The sequence below is a fragment of the Sphingomonas sp. ABOLH genome (genome assembly GCF_003951715.1).
In the GTDB taxonomy this organism is placed as follows: Bacteria; Pseudomonadota; Alphaproteobacteria; order Sphingomonadales; family Sphingomonadaceae; genus Sphingomonas; species Sphingomonas hankookensis_A.
The window spans coordinates 16,074-31,156 of record NZ_QQWV01000030.1 but is presented as its reverse complement, the minus strand read 5'-3'; the positions used below and the strand labels follow the sequence as shown (position 1 = coordinate 31,156).

Here is a 15,083-nt window from a genome sequence, read left to right as displayed (position 1 = left end):
CGAACCGGGCGCAATGCTGTAGGTGCGGACCCGGTTTACAGTTTCCGTTCGCGCCTGCGCCCATGAAGGCGTTGTCGCGCAGTTACTTGCCAGTGCTGCCGCTACCAGGAACCGATGCTTTCCGGTCATATTCCCCCTCCGATACTGCACGGCCTCTTCGGGCCTTCTGCAATGCTAGACGGACGGCAGGCGGAAAGTCGTAACGCGACCGATCAGGAATCTATCGTGATCGCATCGACGTCTTCGCGCACCGTCAGTCCGAACCCGGCGTGCAGCAGTCGTGCGAATGCATCGATGTCGGTCGCCTCGAACGTGCCGCCGATCCGGATCTGCGCCGCGCGTGCATCGGCGATCCGGATCTGCCGGCGGTTATAGCGGTTGAACTCGGCGGCGGCCTCGCCCAGCGTCGTCCGGTCGAAGGTCAGCATCCCCTGCCGCCATGACAGCGCCGCCTCCACCCGCGCCGGCGATCGGTCGGTCAGCAGCATCGACGTGCCGCGCGCGATGGCGACATTGCCGGCGGTGATGACCGCCGCCCGCCCCCGCTCGCCACCGGCGGCATCCTCCACTCGGACCCGGCCCTCGACGACGGCGACGGTGACCGTGCGACCATCGCGCCGTACCGAAAACCGGGTGCCAAGCACCGTCACCATCCGGTCGCCTGCGTGGATGACGAAGGGATGGCTGCTGTCGTGGGCCACATCGAAATAGGCCTCGCCGCGATCGAGCCAGACGGCGCGCCGACCCCCGTCGATCGCGGTGCGCAGCGTGCTGGCGGTATTGAGCGTCACCGCGCTGCCATCGGGCAGGCGCAGCGCGCGATGTTCGCCGATGGTGGTGGCGAAGCGGCGCAGCAGCGGCGGATCGCGCCGGAGCAGGTCCGGCAGCGCGATCGCGGCGAACAGGCAGAGCAGCACCAGACTGGCCGCCAGCGCCTGCAGCGCCCGGCTGTTCAGAAGGGCGACGCGGCGGGGCACCGGTTCGACCGGGGTGCTTCGCATGGCGGCTAGCCGCGCGGTCGCGTCCCAACCGGCCTCGAGCCGCCACAGCGCGGCCTTGTGCGCATCGCTTTCGTCCAGCCAGGCCGCCAGCGCGGTATCGTCCGCCGCGTTCCATTCGGGCTGGTCGCGCCGCACCAGCCACGCGGCGGCACGCGCTTCGATCTCGGGGCGGGCGGTCATGGCGTCCGCTTCCGTCGCGGGGCCAGCCCCGGCGTGCGGTCGATCCGCGCCGTGCCGCCCAGCATGAAATTGGCGAGCGCGCGCAGGCCGAGCGTCAGCTGGCGCTCGACGGTGTGGTGGCCCACCCCCAGCCGGGCGGCGGTTTCGCGGATGTTCAGCCCCTCGACCCGCCGCAGCCGGACGACCTCGCGGCAGCGCGGCGGCAGCTGGTCCAGCCCCGCCATCGCCCGGCGCAGCTCGTCGCGGGCGCCCAGCGCACGATCCGCCTCGGTCAGGTCGGGCACGTTCAGCTCGTCGAGATCGGCCATCTGTTCGAACGACACCACCTTCGCCCGGCGCGCCCGATCGATCAGCAGGTTGCGGGCGATGGTCAGGACGAACGGCCGCGTGTTCAACGGAATCCCCCGGCGCGCGGCACCGACCGCATGTTCGTACACCTCCTGCCGAAGGTCGATCACGTCATCCCGCGCCCGGCAATGGCGCGCCAGATAGCGTTCGAGGTCGCGCTCCAGCGGAAGCACGTCCGCGACGAACCAGCGTTTGAGGACATCATCGTCGATCATCAGAGGGTAATGACGAATGACACGCGCCAACCCGTAACGTCCAGTCGGACGGCAGATCGATGGAATCGAAAGATATTCACCCGGACGGGCGACCGGCCCGCAGACAAGTGCCTGCGGGGACCGTCGTTCCGACGATCCCCGAAGCTGTTTCGACGCTATGCGAAGAAATGGTGCCCAGAAGAGGACTCGAACCTCCACGACCTTGCGATCGCCAGCACCTGAAGCTGGTGCGTCTACCAATTCCGCCATCTGGGCACGGGGTAGGAGGGCGCCTCTACGGGGGGTGCGGCGGGGTGTCAACAACTTGTTTCGAGAATTTTAGGTTGTCCTTGCCGTTTTGCTGCAGGAGCGGCATGGGGCCTTGGCGTAGAGACAGGCAAGGGCGGACTCGATGAAGAACCAGTTGGTGACGCTGTTCGGCGGCGGCGGCTTTGTCGGCCGCTATGTCGTGCAGGAATTGTTGAAGGCGGGTGCACGCGTCCGCATCGCGCAGCGCGATCCGCGTCAGGCGCTGTACCTGCGCACGCAGGGCGGGCTGGGGCAGACGCAGTTCGTCGCCGCCGACCTGTCGCGGCCGGAGACGGTCGTGCGGGCGGTCGCCGGATCGGATGCGGTCGTGAACCTGGTCGGTATCCTCGAGGGCGATTTCGACAAGGTGCATGTTGCGGGCGCGCGCACCGTGGCGGAAGCCGCCGCTGCGGCGGGCGTGAAGGCCTTCGTGCAGATTTCGGCGATCGGCGCCGATCCGGCCTCGCCCTCGGCCTATGGCCGGTCGAAGGCGGCGGGCGAGCAGGCGGTGCTGGCCGCCTTTCCGACCGCGACCATCCTGCGTCCGTCGATCGTGTTCGGGCGCGAGGATGGCTTCGTCAATCGCTTCGCCGGGATGATTTCGGGCGCGCCGGCGCTGATCGGGCGTCCACTGGTGCCGGTGATGGCCGCGGCAACCAAGTTCCAGCCGATCTATGTCGTCGATCTGGCGCAGGTGGTGGTCAAGGCGCTGGCCGAACCGGAGCGCTTCGGTGGACAGACCTATGCGATCGGCGGGCCGGACGTGATCTCGATGGGCGACCTCAACCGCTGGATCGCGGGTGCGATCGGGCGCGATGTCCGCTTCCTCGAAATTCCCAACGATCTGGGCGGAGCGATCGCGGCGATGCCGTTCACCCCGATCAGCAAGGATCAATGGGCGATGCTGTCGCGCGACAATGTCGTCGGTGACGGGGTGCCGGGGATCGAGGCGTTCGGCGTGCGGCCGGTGCCACTGGCGACGGTCGCGCCCGATTGGCTGGTCGTCTATCGCAAGAATGGCCGCTTCAACAAGGTCGCCCGCGCGTGAACCCTGCAACCGCGTGGCTGGAAGCCACGATCCTCGGCATCATCCAGGGACTGACCGAGTTCCTGCCGGTGTCGTCCAGCGCGCATCTGCGCATCGCCGGGGCGTTCCTGCCATCGGGCACCGATCCGGGGGCGGCGTTCACCGCCATCATCCAGATCGGGACCGAAGCGGCGGTGCTGCTGTATTTCCGCAAGGATATCTGGCGGATCGCGACGGCGTGGCTGGGCCAGTTCTTCGGCGGCCGGCAGGATGCGGTCGCGCGCGACGATGCACGGATGGGCTGGCTGGTGATCGTCGGCACGCTGCCGATCGTCGTGCTGGGGCTGTTGTTCAAGGACGCGATCGAGACGTCGCTGCGCAATCTGTGGTTCACCGCGTTCAGCCTGATCGGCTTCGGCATCCTGCTGGGCATCGCCGATCTGGTCGGGCGACGGCGGCTGGGCCTCGACCGGCTGCGCTGGGGCAGCGGCATCGTGTTCGGCTTTGCACAGGCGATGGCGTTGCTGCCGGGCGTGTCGCGGTCGGGCGGCACGATCACCGCCGGGCTGTTCATGGGCTTCACCCGCGAGGCGGCGGCGCGCTACTCGTTCCTGCTCGCCATTCCGGCGGTGCTGGCGTCGGGGCTATACCAGCTGTTCAAGACCTGGGGACAGTTCGGCCCCTATGGTCCGGGGCCGACCCTGCTGGCGACGGTCATCTCGTTCGTCGTGGGATATGCATCGATCGTCGGATTCCTGAAGCTCGTGTCGACGCGGGGCTATATGGCGTTCGTGGTCTACCGCGTGCTGCTGGGCGGGGCGTTGATTATGCTGTTGTCGCAAGGACGTATCCCCGCAGTGGGATAGGTCCGATACGGCCATAAAAGCCGTTGTTGCGATTGGTTCTTGAAAAACTGCTATTCAACACGCAGCAATAAGGTCATCATAGCTTACCTATCGACCGATTATTGCGTGACTCAGCGGTCAAAACATGCTTTCCGAAAGGTCGGAGGGCATTATGGCCGAGCAAGCAATGTTGAAGTTCGTTTCGCGTCCGCAGTCCTATCCTGCGAAGCGCGAACCCGAATTGCGGGCGGAAGATTTCCGCGAGATCGCGGAGCGCTATGCCCCGCCGACCGCCGAGGATCAGGCGGGGCGCTGCTCGCAATGCGGCGTCCCTTATTGCTCGGTGCATTGCCCGCTGCACAACCATATCCCCGACTGGCTACGCCTGACGGCCGAGGGGCGGTTGCAGGAGGCCTATCAGCTGTCGAATAGCACCTCGACCATGCCCGAGATCTGTGGCCGCATCTGTCCGCAGGACCGGCTTTGCGAGGGCAATTGCGTCATCGAGTTTTCGGGCCATGGCGCGGTCACCATCGGGTCGGTCGAAAAGTTCATCACCGATACCGCGTGGGAAAAGGGCTGGGTCGAACCGGTCGCGGTCGGCCCGGCGCGTGGCCAGTCGGTCGGCATCGTCGGCGCAGGCCCGGCGGGGCTGGCGGCGGCGGAATGGCTGCGCAACCTCGGTTATGACGTCCATGTCTATGACCGCTACGATCGCGCCGGCGGGCTGCTGACCTATGGCATTCCGGGCTTCAAGCTGGAAAAGCCGGTGGTGATGCGCCGGGTCGAGCGGCTGAAAGAAGGCGGCATCGTCTTTCACGAAGGGTTCGAGGTCGGCCGCGATGCGAAGCTTGACGAGCTTCGCCAGAAGCATGACGCGATCCTGATCGCGACCGGCGTGTACAAGCCCCGCGCGATCAAGGCACCGGGCGTCGGCAGCGGCGGTGTGGTCGATGCGCTCGATTACCTGACCGCGTCGAACAAGGTCGGCTTCGGCGATCAGGTGGCTGCCTATGACGACGGGTCGCTGAATGCGGCGGGCAAGAATGTCGTCGTGGTCGGCGGCGGCGATACCGCGATGGATTGCGTTCGTACTGCGATCCGCCAAGGCGCCAAGTCGGTGAAGTGCCTCTATCGCCGCGACCGCGCCAACATGCCCGGCTCGCAGCGTGAGGTCGCCAATGCCGAGGAAGAGGGCGTCGAGTTCGTCTGGCTCTCTGCCCCCGCTGCGTTCGACGAACGTGAGGGCCAAGTGGTGCAGGTCCGCGCGACCGGCATGCGGTTGGGCGCGCCCGACGCCTCGGGGCGACGTGCGCCGGAGGCCGATCCGGGCAACGAGTTCGTGCTCGACGCCGATCTGGTGGTGAAGGCGCTGGGCTTCGATGCCGAGGATCTGCCGACGCTGTTCGATGCCCCCGAACTGGGCGTGACCCGCTGGGGCACGGTGCGCGTCGACGGCAAGTCGATGATGACGTCGTTGGACGGGGTGTTCGCGGCCGGCGACATCGTGCGCGGTGCATCGCTGGTGGTATGGGCGATCCGCGACGGCCGCGACGTGACCGAGCGGATGCACGCGTACCTGAAGGCGAAGGCTAAGGCTGCGAAGGTGGCGGCATGAAGGCGCTGATCCTCGCAGCCTCGCTGTTGGGTGCCACGCCGGCGCTGGCCCAGACACCGGCCGCCCCCGCTGCCGTACAACCGATCGATCCGGCGCGCCTAGCGCTGGCGGAAAAGTCGGTCGCGGTGCTGGTGCCGCAGGGCGTCTATATGCGGCTGATGCGGCAGCAGTTTCCGGCGATGATGGATGCCATGCTCGCGAACATGGAAACGGCGGTGCCCGGCGGTCGGGCCAAGGCGCGGGCCGCCGATCCGGCGTTCGATGAACGGATGCGGATCATGACGCGCGTCATGGGCGAGGAACTGGGCCCGCTGATGGGGCGGATGGAACCGTCGCTGCGCACCGGCATGGCCCGTGCGCTGGCCAAGCGGTTCGACGCGCGGCAATTGAACGACCTGAACGCCTTTTTCGCCACGCCTTCGGGTCAGGCGTTCGGCGAGCAGTTCATATCGCTGTTCGCCGACCCGGAAATCATGGGCGAAATGATGAAGGCGATGCCGATGATGCTGCAGGAAATGCCGGGCATCATGAAGAAGGTGGAGGCCGCGACCGCGCATCTGCCGAAGCCTCCTAAGCCGAAGGGCGAGAACGAATGACCGACATGACCTCCGAACGCCTCCGCCTTGCCACCGAAGGCATGTACCGCCCCGAATTCGAAGGCGATGCCTGCGGCGTCGGCATGGTTGCCGCGACCGATGGCAAGCCGTCGCGCCGGGTCGTGCAGTCGGCGATCGATGCACTTCGCGCGGTGTGGCACCGCGGCGCGGTCGATGCCGATGGCAAGACCGGCGACGGCGCCGGCATCCATGTCGACCTGCCGCACCGTTTCTTCGACGATGCGATCGCCGCGTCGGGGCACAAGCCGCTGCACGCGCGGCTCGCGGTCGGCATGGTGTTCATGCCGCGTACCGATCTGGGTGCGCAGGAGACCTGCCGTACGCTGGTCGAATCGGAGATCATCGAGGCGGGCTGGTCGATCTATGGCTGGCGGCAGGTCCCGGTCGACGTGTCGGTGATCGGCATGAAGGCGCAGGCGACCCGGCCGGAGATCGAGCAGATCATGATCGCCGGGCCGGCCCCGGAAGAGATGGACGAGGCCGAGTTCGAGAAGAACCTTTATCTGGTCCGCCGCCGGATCGAGAAGCGGATCATCGCCGCGCAGATCACCGGGTTCTACTTCTGTTCGCTGTCGTGCCGCTCGATCATCTACAAGGGGCTGTTCCTCGCAGAGAGCCTGTCGGATTTCTATCCCGACCTGACCGACGAACGCTTCGAATCGCGCGTCGCGATCTTTCACCAGCGCTATTCGACCAACACCTTCCCGCAATGGTGGCTGGCGCAGCCGTTCCGTTGTCTCGCCCATAATGGCGAGGTCAACACGATCCGCGGCAACAAGAACTGGATGCTCAGCCACGAGATCAAGATGGCGAGCATCGCGTTCGGTGAACGCTCGGAAGACATCAAGCCGGTGATCCCGGCGGGCGCGTCGGACACGGCGGCGCTGGATGCGGTGTTCGAGACGATCTGTCGCTCGGGCCGCGACGCGCCGACCGCCAAGCTGATGCTGGTGCCCGAGGCGTGGCAGGGCGCGCCCGACATGCCGCCGGCGCATACCGCGATGTACGACTATCTCGCCAGCGTCATGGAGCCGTGGGACGGCCCCGCCGCGCTGGCGATGACCGATGGCCGCTGGGCGGTCGCCGGGCTCGACCGCAACGCGCTGCGCCCCTTGCGCTACACGCTGACCGGCGACGGGCTGCTGATCGTCGGGTCGGAAGCGGGGATGGTGCCGGTGGCCGAGGCGACAGTGGTCGAGAAGGGCCGCCTGGGCCCGGGCGAGATGCTCGCCGTCGATCTGGGCGAGGGCAGGCTCTACAAGGACCGTGCGATCAAGGACAAGATCGCTGCCGAGGCGGACTATGCGGCGATGACCGCCCGGTTCCTGACCATCGACGACCTGCCGGCCCCCGCCGAAGCGCCGCTGCGCTACGACCGCGCCGAACTGGCGCGGCGGCAGGTGTGCGCCGGGCAGACGCTGGAGGACATGGAACTGATCCTGTCGCCGATGGTCGAGGGCGGCAAGGAAGCGATCGGATCGATGGGCGACGACACCCCGCTGGCGGTCATTTCCGACAAGCCGCGCCTCATCAGCCATTTCTTCCGCCAGAATTTCAGCCAGGTCACCAACCCGCCGATCGATCCCTTACGCGAGCGCTATGTCATGTCGCTCAAGACGCGGTTCGGGAACCTCGCCAACATCCTCGACACCGGGGATCGGGCAAGCGCGGTGCTGGTGCTGAACAGCCCGGTGCTGACCAACAGCGACTGGCTGCGGCTGAAGGCGCATTTCGGCGCCCAGGCAGCGGAGATCGACTGCACCTTCCCGGCGGGCGAGGGACCCGAGGCGCTGCGCGCCGCGATCGCTCGCATCCGCGCGCAGGCCGAACAGGCGGTGCGCGAGGGGCGCAGCGAGCTGTTCCTGACCGACGAGCATCTGAACGCGACCAAGGTGCCGATTGCGGGCGTGCTGGCGGCGGCGGCGGTGCATACGCATCTGGTTCGCAAGGGGCTGCGGTCCTACGCGTCGATCAACGTGCGGTCGTCGGAATGTCTCGACACGCACTATTATGCGGTGCTGATCGGCGTCGGCGCGACGACGGTGAACGCCTATCTGGCCGAAGCCGCCATTGCAGACCGCCATGCGCGCGGGCTGTTCGGCGAGATCGGCATGGACGAGGCGCTGAAGCGCCACCGCACCGCGATCGACGAAGGACTGCTGAAAATCCTGTCGAAGATGGGGATCGCGGTGATCTCCAGCTATCGCGGCGGGTACAACTTCGAAGCGGTGGGCTTGAGCCGTGCGCTGGTCAACGACTTCTTCCCCGGCATGCCGGCCAAGATTTCGGGCGAGGGCTATCACTCGCTGCACGTCAACGCGACGCAGCGGCACGAGGCGGCGTTCGATACGGCGGTGGCGACGCTGCCGATCGGCGGCTTCTATCGCCAGCGTGGCGGCGGCGAGGCGCATGCCTATTCGGCGCAGCTGATGCACCTGCTGCAGACCGCGGTCGCGACCGACAGCTATTCGACGTACATGCAGTTTTCGCGGGGCGTGCGCGACCTGCCGCCGGTCTATCTGCGCGACGTGCTGGAGTTCAATTTCCCCGACACGGGCGTGCCGATCGAACAGGTCGAGGCGATCACCGAGATCCGCAAGCGGTTCGTGACGCCGGGCATGTCGCTGGGCGCGCTCAGCCCGGAAGCGCATGAGACGCTGGCGATCGCGATGAACCGCATCGGCGCGAAGGCGGTCTCGGGCGAGGGCGGCGAGGACTCGATCCGCTACCAGCCGTACGAGAATGGCGATAACGGCAATTCGGTCATCAAGCAGGTGGCGTCGGGCCGGTTCGGTGTCACCGCCGAGTATCTCAACGCCTGCGACGAGATCGAGATCAAGGTCGCGCAGGGTGCGAAGCCCGGCGAGGGCGGGCAGCTGCCCGGCTTCAAGGTGACCGAGTTCATCGCCAAGCTGCGCCATGCGACGCCGGGGGTGACGCTGATCAGCCCGCCGCCGCACCACGACATCTATTCGATCGAGGATCTGGCGCAGCTCATCTACGACCTGAAGCAGATCAACCCGAAGGCGCGGGTGTGCGTGAAGCTGGTCAGTTCGGCCGGGATCGGCACGGTCGCGGCGGGCGTGGCGAAGGCGCATGCCGACGTCATCCTCGTGTCGGGGCATGTCGGCGGGACCGGCGCGTCGCCCCAGACGTCGATCAAGTACGCCGGCACGCCGTGGGAAATGGGGCTGAGCGAGGTCAACCAGACGCTGACGCTGAACGGCCTGCGCGGTCGCGTGGTGCTGCGCACCGATGGTGGGCTCAAGACCGGGCGTGACATCGTCGCCGCCGCGATCCTCGGCGCCGAGGAGTTCGGCATCGGTACGCTGTCGCTGGTGGCGATGGGCTGCATCATGGTGCGCCAGTGCCATAGCAACACCTGTCCGGTCGGCGTGTGCGTGCAGGATGAGCGGCTGCGCGCCAAGTTCACCGGTACGCCCGAAAAGGTCATCAACCTGATGACCTTCATCGCCGAGGAAGTGCGCGAGATCCTGTCGCGCCTCGGCGTGCGCAGCCTCGACGAGGTGGTCGGACGGACCGAGTTCCTGCGGCAGGTCAGCCGCGGGGCCGAGCATCTCGACGACCTCGACCTCAACCCGATCCTCGCGAAGGTCGATGCGGACGAGAGCGAGCGGCGCTTCAGCCTGTCGACCTTCCGCAACGAAGTGCCCGACAGCCTCGATGCACAGATGATCAAGGATGCGGCGGCGGTCTTCTCGCGCGGCGAGAAGATGCAGCTGACCTATTCCGTGCGCAACACCCACCGCGCGGTCGGCACCCGCCTGTCCAGCGAGATCACGCGCAAGTTCGGCATGTCGAAGCTGGCCGACGGCCATGTCACCGTGCGGCTGCGCGGGTCGGCGGGGCAGAGCCTCGGCGCGTTCCTGTGCAAGGGCATCAAGCTGGAGGTGTTCGGCGACGCCAACGACTATGTCGGCAAGGGGCTGTCGGGCGGGATCATCACCGTCCGCCCGATGGTGTCGTCACCGCTCAAGAGCCATGAGAACACCATCGTCGGCAACACCGTCCTGTACGGCGCGACGTCGGGCAAGCTGTTCGCGGCGGGGCAGGCGGGCGAGCGCTTCGCCGTGCGCAATTCGGGCGCGACCGTCGTGGTCGAGGGCTGCGGCGCCAATGGCTGCGAATATATGACCGGCGGGACGGCGGTCGTGCTGGGCCATACCGGTACGAACTTCGGCGCGGGCATGACCGGCGGCATGGCGTTCATCTACGACCATGACGCCAGTTTCGAGCGCAACCATAATCCGGAGAGCATCACGCTGCACCGGCTGGGGGCGGCGCATTGGGAAGGGGTGCTCAAGGGCCTGGTCGCCGAACATCATGCGATGACCGACAGCCGCTGGTCGGGCGCGATCCTGGAAGATTGGGACCGGGCGAAGCACCATTTCTGGCAGGTGGTGCCAAAGGAAATGCTGACGCGGCTGGCGCATCCGCTGAGCGACGACACGGCGGTGGCGCAACAAGCGGAGGTCGCCGCCTGATTGGTGGTCCCGGGCCGGTCAGCCGGCCCGGGACGCCATCCGCAGCGGTGTCTGCGGGGACAGCAGCCATGCCTCCGCTTCCTCGATATCGGCGAAATATTGCGTGTCGCGACCATGCGCGGCGCGGCGGATCTGCATCGCGGCCAGCGAGCGGCCGACGACGAACGCGATCCGGCGCGAGACGGTGCGCGGATCGGCAAGCAACTGGCGGAAGGCGGCGACGCTGTCGGCGGCCTGGATATCCATCGCGCGGATATCGACCAGCGTCAGATGCTCGTTGGGACGCGTCCGCAACGCGAGGAGTTCGCGATCGCGCGCAGCGGCGAACCGCGCGATGTCCGCCGGTTCGAAAAAGCCCGCCATGGTGATGTGCATCAGCGCATGCGGGATGTCGTTGCGGATCGAGAAGGTCGCTTCCATGCCGTTGGCTGTAGGGCAAAAAACTTGCCAGCAGGTTAGCTTGCCACCCGCACGGTCCTCCGCCGGATCGCCAGCCAGCCGAACGCGCCATAGACCGCCAGCGCCGGCCAGCCGCCATCGGTCGCGAAGAGATAGGCGATCCCGACCATCGCCAGTGCCGCGGCGGTGACGAGGGCAAGGCGGATCGGGAGCGCCGCCGCCAGCAGGACCGCGCCGGCCAGCGTCGCGGCCAGCGCTTGCATCCCCAGCCACGCATAGGAACCGGTGGCGCCGAGCGAACCGACGCCCGGCAGCTTGACCGTCGCGAAGCCGCGCATCGCATTGGGGAAGGTATCGGCGGCGAGGTGCAGGCCGATGCCGATCGCGAGGCCGGCCATGACCGGGCGCCAGCGCGTGGCGAACAGGGCGAGGGCAAGCGGCAGCAGCGAATGGGTCAGGCCGCTACGATGGCCGAGCGGCAGCAGCAGGTCGAGATCGGGCAGGGTCGTGCCGGAAAGTCCTGCACAGACGACTGCCACCGCCTGAACCGCCGGGCGCGGCGAGCGGTCGGCGAGCAGGATCGCCACGACCAACCAGACCAGACTGCCGAGCAACCCCACACGAATCCCCTTCCGCCCGGCCAGCCTGCGGCCTAACACGGACCCATGTGGCAGCTCCTGCAATTCCCGCTATGTCCTTTCTCGCGGAAAGTCCGCCTGCTGCTGGCGGAAAAGAGCATCGGCTATCAGCCGGTGCGCGAATCGCCCTGGGCGCGGCGCGACGAGTTCCTGCACATCAATCCGGCCGGGCAGACCCCGGTGATGATCGATGACGAAGCCGGCATCCGGCTGATCGATTCGATGGCGATCTGCGAATATATCGAGGAGACGGGCGACAAGCCCGCCATGCTGAACGGCAGCGCCGCCGACCGCGCCGAACAGCGGCGGCTGGTGACGTGGTTCGACACGCAATTCTATCGCGAGATCACAGGTCCCTTGCTGATGGAGCGGATGGAGAAGCGCATCGTCCACCGCCAGACGCCCGATACGCGGGTACTGCGCGAGGCGATGAAGGCGGCGGTCGAGCATCTCGACTATATCGATTATCTGCTCGACCATCGGCAGTGGATCGGCGGCGCGACGATGAGCCTCGCCGACCTGGCGGCGGCGGCGCAGATTTCGATCGCCGATTATCTGGGCGGGATCGATTTCAAGACGCACGACCTGGCGAAGCGCTGGTATGTCGGCATGAAGAGCCGCCCGAGCTTTCGCCCGCTGCTGGCCGAGCGGATGGAAGGCGTGCCGCCGCCGGCGGATTATGAGAAATTGGACGTTTAGGACGACCTTTCCAAATCCCCCGTTGGGTTCGAGCAGCTTCGAGCTTGTCGAGAAGCGTCCGTCGAGAACGCCTGTCCAGCGGAACCCCGTTCTCGATACGCGCTCTCGACAGGCTCGATCGCTACTCGAACCACACGGGCTTGAATGATTTGAAGCATTTAGCGGCAACGCCGGTTCCAAAGTTCACTAAGTTCACACTCGTGCGCGTTTTACGGCGTGCGTGACCTTGCCCGGTAAAAGGACGCGAATGGACGGTGGGAAAGAGCGCCGGCCATCATGGCGACGCTGCCCCGTGTAGGAAAGTCCTACCCGCCCAGCGCCTTTTGCCGGCGGCGCTGGACCGACGACCCTAGCCCGATCGCCTCGCGATATTTGGCGACCGTCCGCCTGGCGATATCGAAGCCCTTGGCGTTCAGCAGTTCGACCAGCGTGTCGTCGGACAGGATCTTCTTGGGGTCCTCGTTCGCGATCAGGGTGCGGATCGCGTCCTTGACCGCAAGTGCCGACACCGCCTCGCCGCCATCGGCCGACTGGATGGCGGAGGTGAAGAAATATTTCAGCTCGAACAGCCCGCGCGGGCAGGAAAGATATTTGTTCGAGGTCACCCGGCTGACGGTCGATTCGTGCATCTCGATCGCTTCGGCCACCTTGGCGAGGGTCAGCGGGCGGAGATGGGCGACGCCCTGGCGGAAGAACGCCTCCTGCTGCTTCACGATCTCGGTCGCGACCTTCAGGATGGTGCGCTGCCGCTGGTCGAGCGCCTTTACCAGCCAGTTGGCGCTGGCGAGGCAGTCGGACAGCCATGCTTTCGACGATTTGTCGCCATTGGCGCTGAGTTCGGCGAAATAGCCGCGATTGACGAGGACGCGCGGGAGGGTGGCGCCGTTGATCTCCACCGCCCAGCCGTCCTTGCGCGGCGCGACGATCAGGTCGGGGACGACCGATTGGGTGCGCTCTCCGCCGAACCGGCAGCCGGGTTTGGGATCATAGCCGCGCAGTTCGCGGATCATGTCGGCGAGGTCTTCGTCGTCGACCTCACAGATGCGGCGCAGCTGCGGCAGGGCACCGCGCGCGACGAGATCGAGATTGTCGATCAGCCGCGCCATGCAGGGATCGTAGCGGTCGACCTCCTTCGCCTGGATCGTCAGGCATTCGGCGAGGCTGCGCGCGCCGACGCCGCTGGGGTCGAAGGTCTGGACGATGCCCAGCACCGCTTCGACGCGGGCGAGCGGGATGCCGAGGCGATGGGCGATGTCGAGCAGCGAGCCGGTGAGATAGCCGCATTCGTCGATCTGGTCGATGATCGCGCTGGCGATGAACAGGTCGGCACCGGCGACACAGGTCCCGGCCTGTTGCAGCAGATGGTCGGCGAGCGAGACGTCGTCGCTGGCGAAGGTGTCGAAGTCGGGGCCTTCGTCGAACCCGCCACCCCCGGTCGCGGCGAGGCCGAGGCCCCCGTCGAGCGAGCCGACCCCGTCCGACGGGCTGTCATGGTGGAAGGTGTCGCCCAGATCGAGATCGAGCGATTCGCCGCTCGCCGCGCCGATGCCGAGCAGTTCGTCCGACCCGGCGGGTTCGCTGGCGGTCGCGACGGGTTCGGCGGCGTCGAAGGCGGGGCCGTCATCGTCGCTGCCGCCGCCGCCGGAATCGAGCAGCGGGTTTTTTTCGATCTCTTCGGCGATGAACCCCTCAATCTCCAGATTCGACAGCGCGAGCAGGCGGATCGCCTGCTGCAGCTGCGGCGTCATCACCAGCGATTGCGACTGGCGCAGGTCGAGGCGAGGGGCGAGGCTCATGGCGGTTAGAGTTCGAAGCCTTCGCCGAGATAGAGGCGGCGGACATTGGCGTCGGCGACCAGTTCGGCGGGCGACCCGGCGAACAGCACGCGGCCGTCATAGATGATGTAGGCGCGATCGACGATTTCGAGCGTCTCGCGGACATTATGGTCGGTGATCAGCACGCCGATGCCGCGCGACTTGAGCTGGATGACGAGGTCGCGAATGTCGGCGATCGAGATCGGGTCGATGCCGGCGAACGGTTCGTCGAGCAGGATGATCGTCGGGTTCGCCGCCAGCGCACGGGCGATTTCGGCGCGGCGCCGCTCACCGCCCGACAGCGCCATGGCGGAGGCTGCGCGCAGGCGGGTGAGGCCGAATTCGTCGAGCAGCTGTTCGAGCCGCTCGGCGCGCGCCGCCTTGTCCGGCTCGGCCAGTTCGAGGACGGCGAGGATGTTCTTTTCGACCGACAGGCCGCGAAAGATCGAGGTTTCCTGCGGGAGATAGCCCAGCCCGAGGATCGCGCGGCGATACATCGGCAGCGCGGTGATATCCTCACCGTCGAGCAGGATGCGGCCGGCATCGGGCTTCACCAGGCCCATGGCGGAATAGAAGCTGGTGGTCTTGCCCGCGCCATTGGGGCCTAGCAGGCCGACGACCTCGCCCCGCCCGACCGACATCGACACGTCGGACAGCACGACGCGCTTGTCATAGGATTTGGCGATCGACACGACCGACAGCCCGCGGTCCGAGGGGACTTCCGCAAACGGGCGGGCTTCGGTGGCGGGGGTCAGCAGGGTGGTGTCGGGCATCGGCAACGTCCTGATCGCATGGCGATGGTTACCGCGACGTTATCGCCGCGACTTTGGCAGGATTATTGCATGGACAGCGAGGGGAAGGGAAGGTCTGTTCGGTGGTTCGGGCGCGA

12 protein-coding genes and 1 tRNA gene are annotated in these 15,083 nt (G+C 66.8%); 6 read left to right on the top strand and 7 right to left on the bottom strand.

Going from position 1 to position 15,083, the window contains the following annotated elements:
- Positions 1–212: 212 nt before the first annotated feature.
- The 3 genes from CA237_RS13635 to CA237_RS13625 all read right to left on the bottom strand — a co-directional run bounded on the left by CA237_RS13635 (position 213) and on the right by CA237_RS13625 (position 1,999).
- Entirely contained in the window at positions 213–1,181 is a 969-nt protein-coding gene (locus CA237_RS13635) for a FecR domain-containing protein (RefSeq protein WP_126014378.1), read from the bottom strand.
- Complete coding sequence (locus tag CA237_RS13630) at positions 1,178–1,744, bottom strand: RNA polymerase sigma factor (RefSeq protein ID WP_066689984.1); 567 nt, start codon at positions 1,742–1,744, stop codon at positions 1,178–1,180. The genes CA237_RS13635 and CA237_RS13630 overlap by 4 nt, the downstream gene beginning before the upstream one ends.
- Positions 1,745–1,912: 168 nt before the next feature.
- Positions 1,913–1,999, bottom strand: a tRNA-Leu gene (locus CA237_RS13625).
- Positions 2,000–2,135: 136 nt separating this feature from the next.
- On the opposite strand from CA237_RS13625, the gene CA237_RS13620 reads away from it, so the two are divergent.
- From CA237_RS13620 to gltB, 5 genes are all read left to right on the top strand, one after another.
- Positions 2,136–3,080 (top strand): complex I NDUFA9 subunit family protein, encoded by a 945-nt coding sequence (locus tag CA237_RS13620; protein ID WP_066693014.1) that lies wholly within the window; start codon positions 2,136–2,138, stop codon positions 3,078–3,080.
- On the top strand, positions 3,077–3,925 hold the full coding sequence (locus CA237_RS13615) for an undecaprenyl-diphosphate phosphatase (RefSeq protein WP_066693011.1): 849 nt from the start codon (positions 3,077–3,079) through the stop codon (positions 3,923–3,925). The genes CA237_RS13620 and CA237_RS13615 overlap by 4 nt, the downstream gene beginning before the upstream one ends.
- A 151-nt stretch (positions 3,926–4,076) precedes the next feature.
- The gene (locus CA237_RS13610) at positions 4,077–5,522 is read left to right on the top strand and encodes an NAD(P)-dependent oxidoreductase (protein ID WP_066693010.1); all 1,446 of its coding nucleotides are present in this window, start codon (positions 4,077–4,079) and stop codon (positions 5,520–5,522) included.
- Positions 5,519–6,118, top strand: coding sequence for a DUF2059 domain-containing protein (locus CA237_RS13605; protein ID WP_066693008.1), 600 nt, complete (start codon positions 5,519–5,521; stop codon positions 6,116–6,118). Before CA237_RS13610 ends, CA237_RS13605 begins: the two co-directional genes overlap by 4 nt.
- Positions 6,115–10,644 (top strand): glutamate synthase large subunit, encoded by a 4,530-nt coding sequence (gene gltB, locus CA237_RS13600; RefSeq protein WP_066693004.1) that lies wholly within the window; start codon positions 6,115–6,117, stop codon positions 10,642–10,644. The genes CA237_RS13605 and gltB overlap by 4 nt, the downstream gene beginning before the upstream one ends.
- Positions 10,645–10,662: 18 nt before the next feature.
- On the opposite strand, the gene CA237_RS13595 is transcribed toward gltB, so the two are convergent.
- Both CA237_RS13595 and CA237_RS13590 read right to left on the bottom strand, forming a co-directional pair.
- Positions 10,663–11,064 carry a hypothetical protein gene (locus CA237_RS13595; protein WP_066693002.1) on the bottom strand — a complete coding sequence of 134 codons (402 nt, stop codon included), beginning with the start codon at positions 11,062–11,064 and terminating at the stop codon, positions 10,663–10,665.
- Positions 11,065–11,099: 35 nt separating this feature from the next.
- Entirely contained in the window at positions 11,100–11,663 is a 564-nt protein-coding gene (locus CA237_RS13590; protein WP_126014376.1) for a hypothetical protein, read from the bottom strand.
- A 45-nt stretch (positions 11,664–11,708) separates the two neighbouring features.
- Between CA237_RS13590 and CA237_RS13585 the strand changes: the two genes are divergently transcribed.
- The gene (locus CA237_RS13585) at positions 11,709–12,380 is read left to right on the top strand and encodes a glutathione S-transferase family protein (RefSeq protein WP_066692998.1); all 672 of its coding nucleotides are present in this window, start codon (positions 11,709–11,711) and stop codon (positions 12,378–12,380) included.
- A gap of 305 nt (positions 12,381–12,685) precedes the next feature.
- On the opposite strand, the gene rpoN is transcribed toward CA237_RS13585, so the two are convergent.
- Together rpoN and lptB are read right to left on the bottom strand one after the other, a co-directional pair.
- Positions 12,686–14,176, bottom strand: a complete 1,491-nt coding sequence (gene rpoN / locus CA237_RS13580; RefSeq protein ID WP_066692995.1) for an RNA polymerase factor sigma-54 — start codon at positions 14,174–14,176, stop codon at positions 12,686–12,688.
- Positions 14,177–14,181: 5 nt separating this feature from the next.
- A complete protein-coding gene (gene lptB / locus CA237_RS13575; protein WP_066692992.1) occupies positions 14,182–14,967 on the bottom strand; it encodes an LPS export ABC transporter ATP-binding protein in 786 nt (261 codons plus the stop codon).
- Between the last annotated feature and the right edge of the window lie 116 nt (positions 14,968–15,083).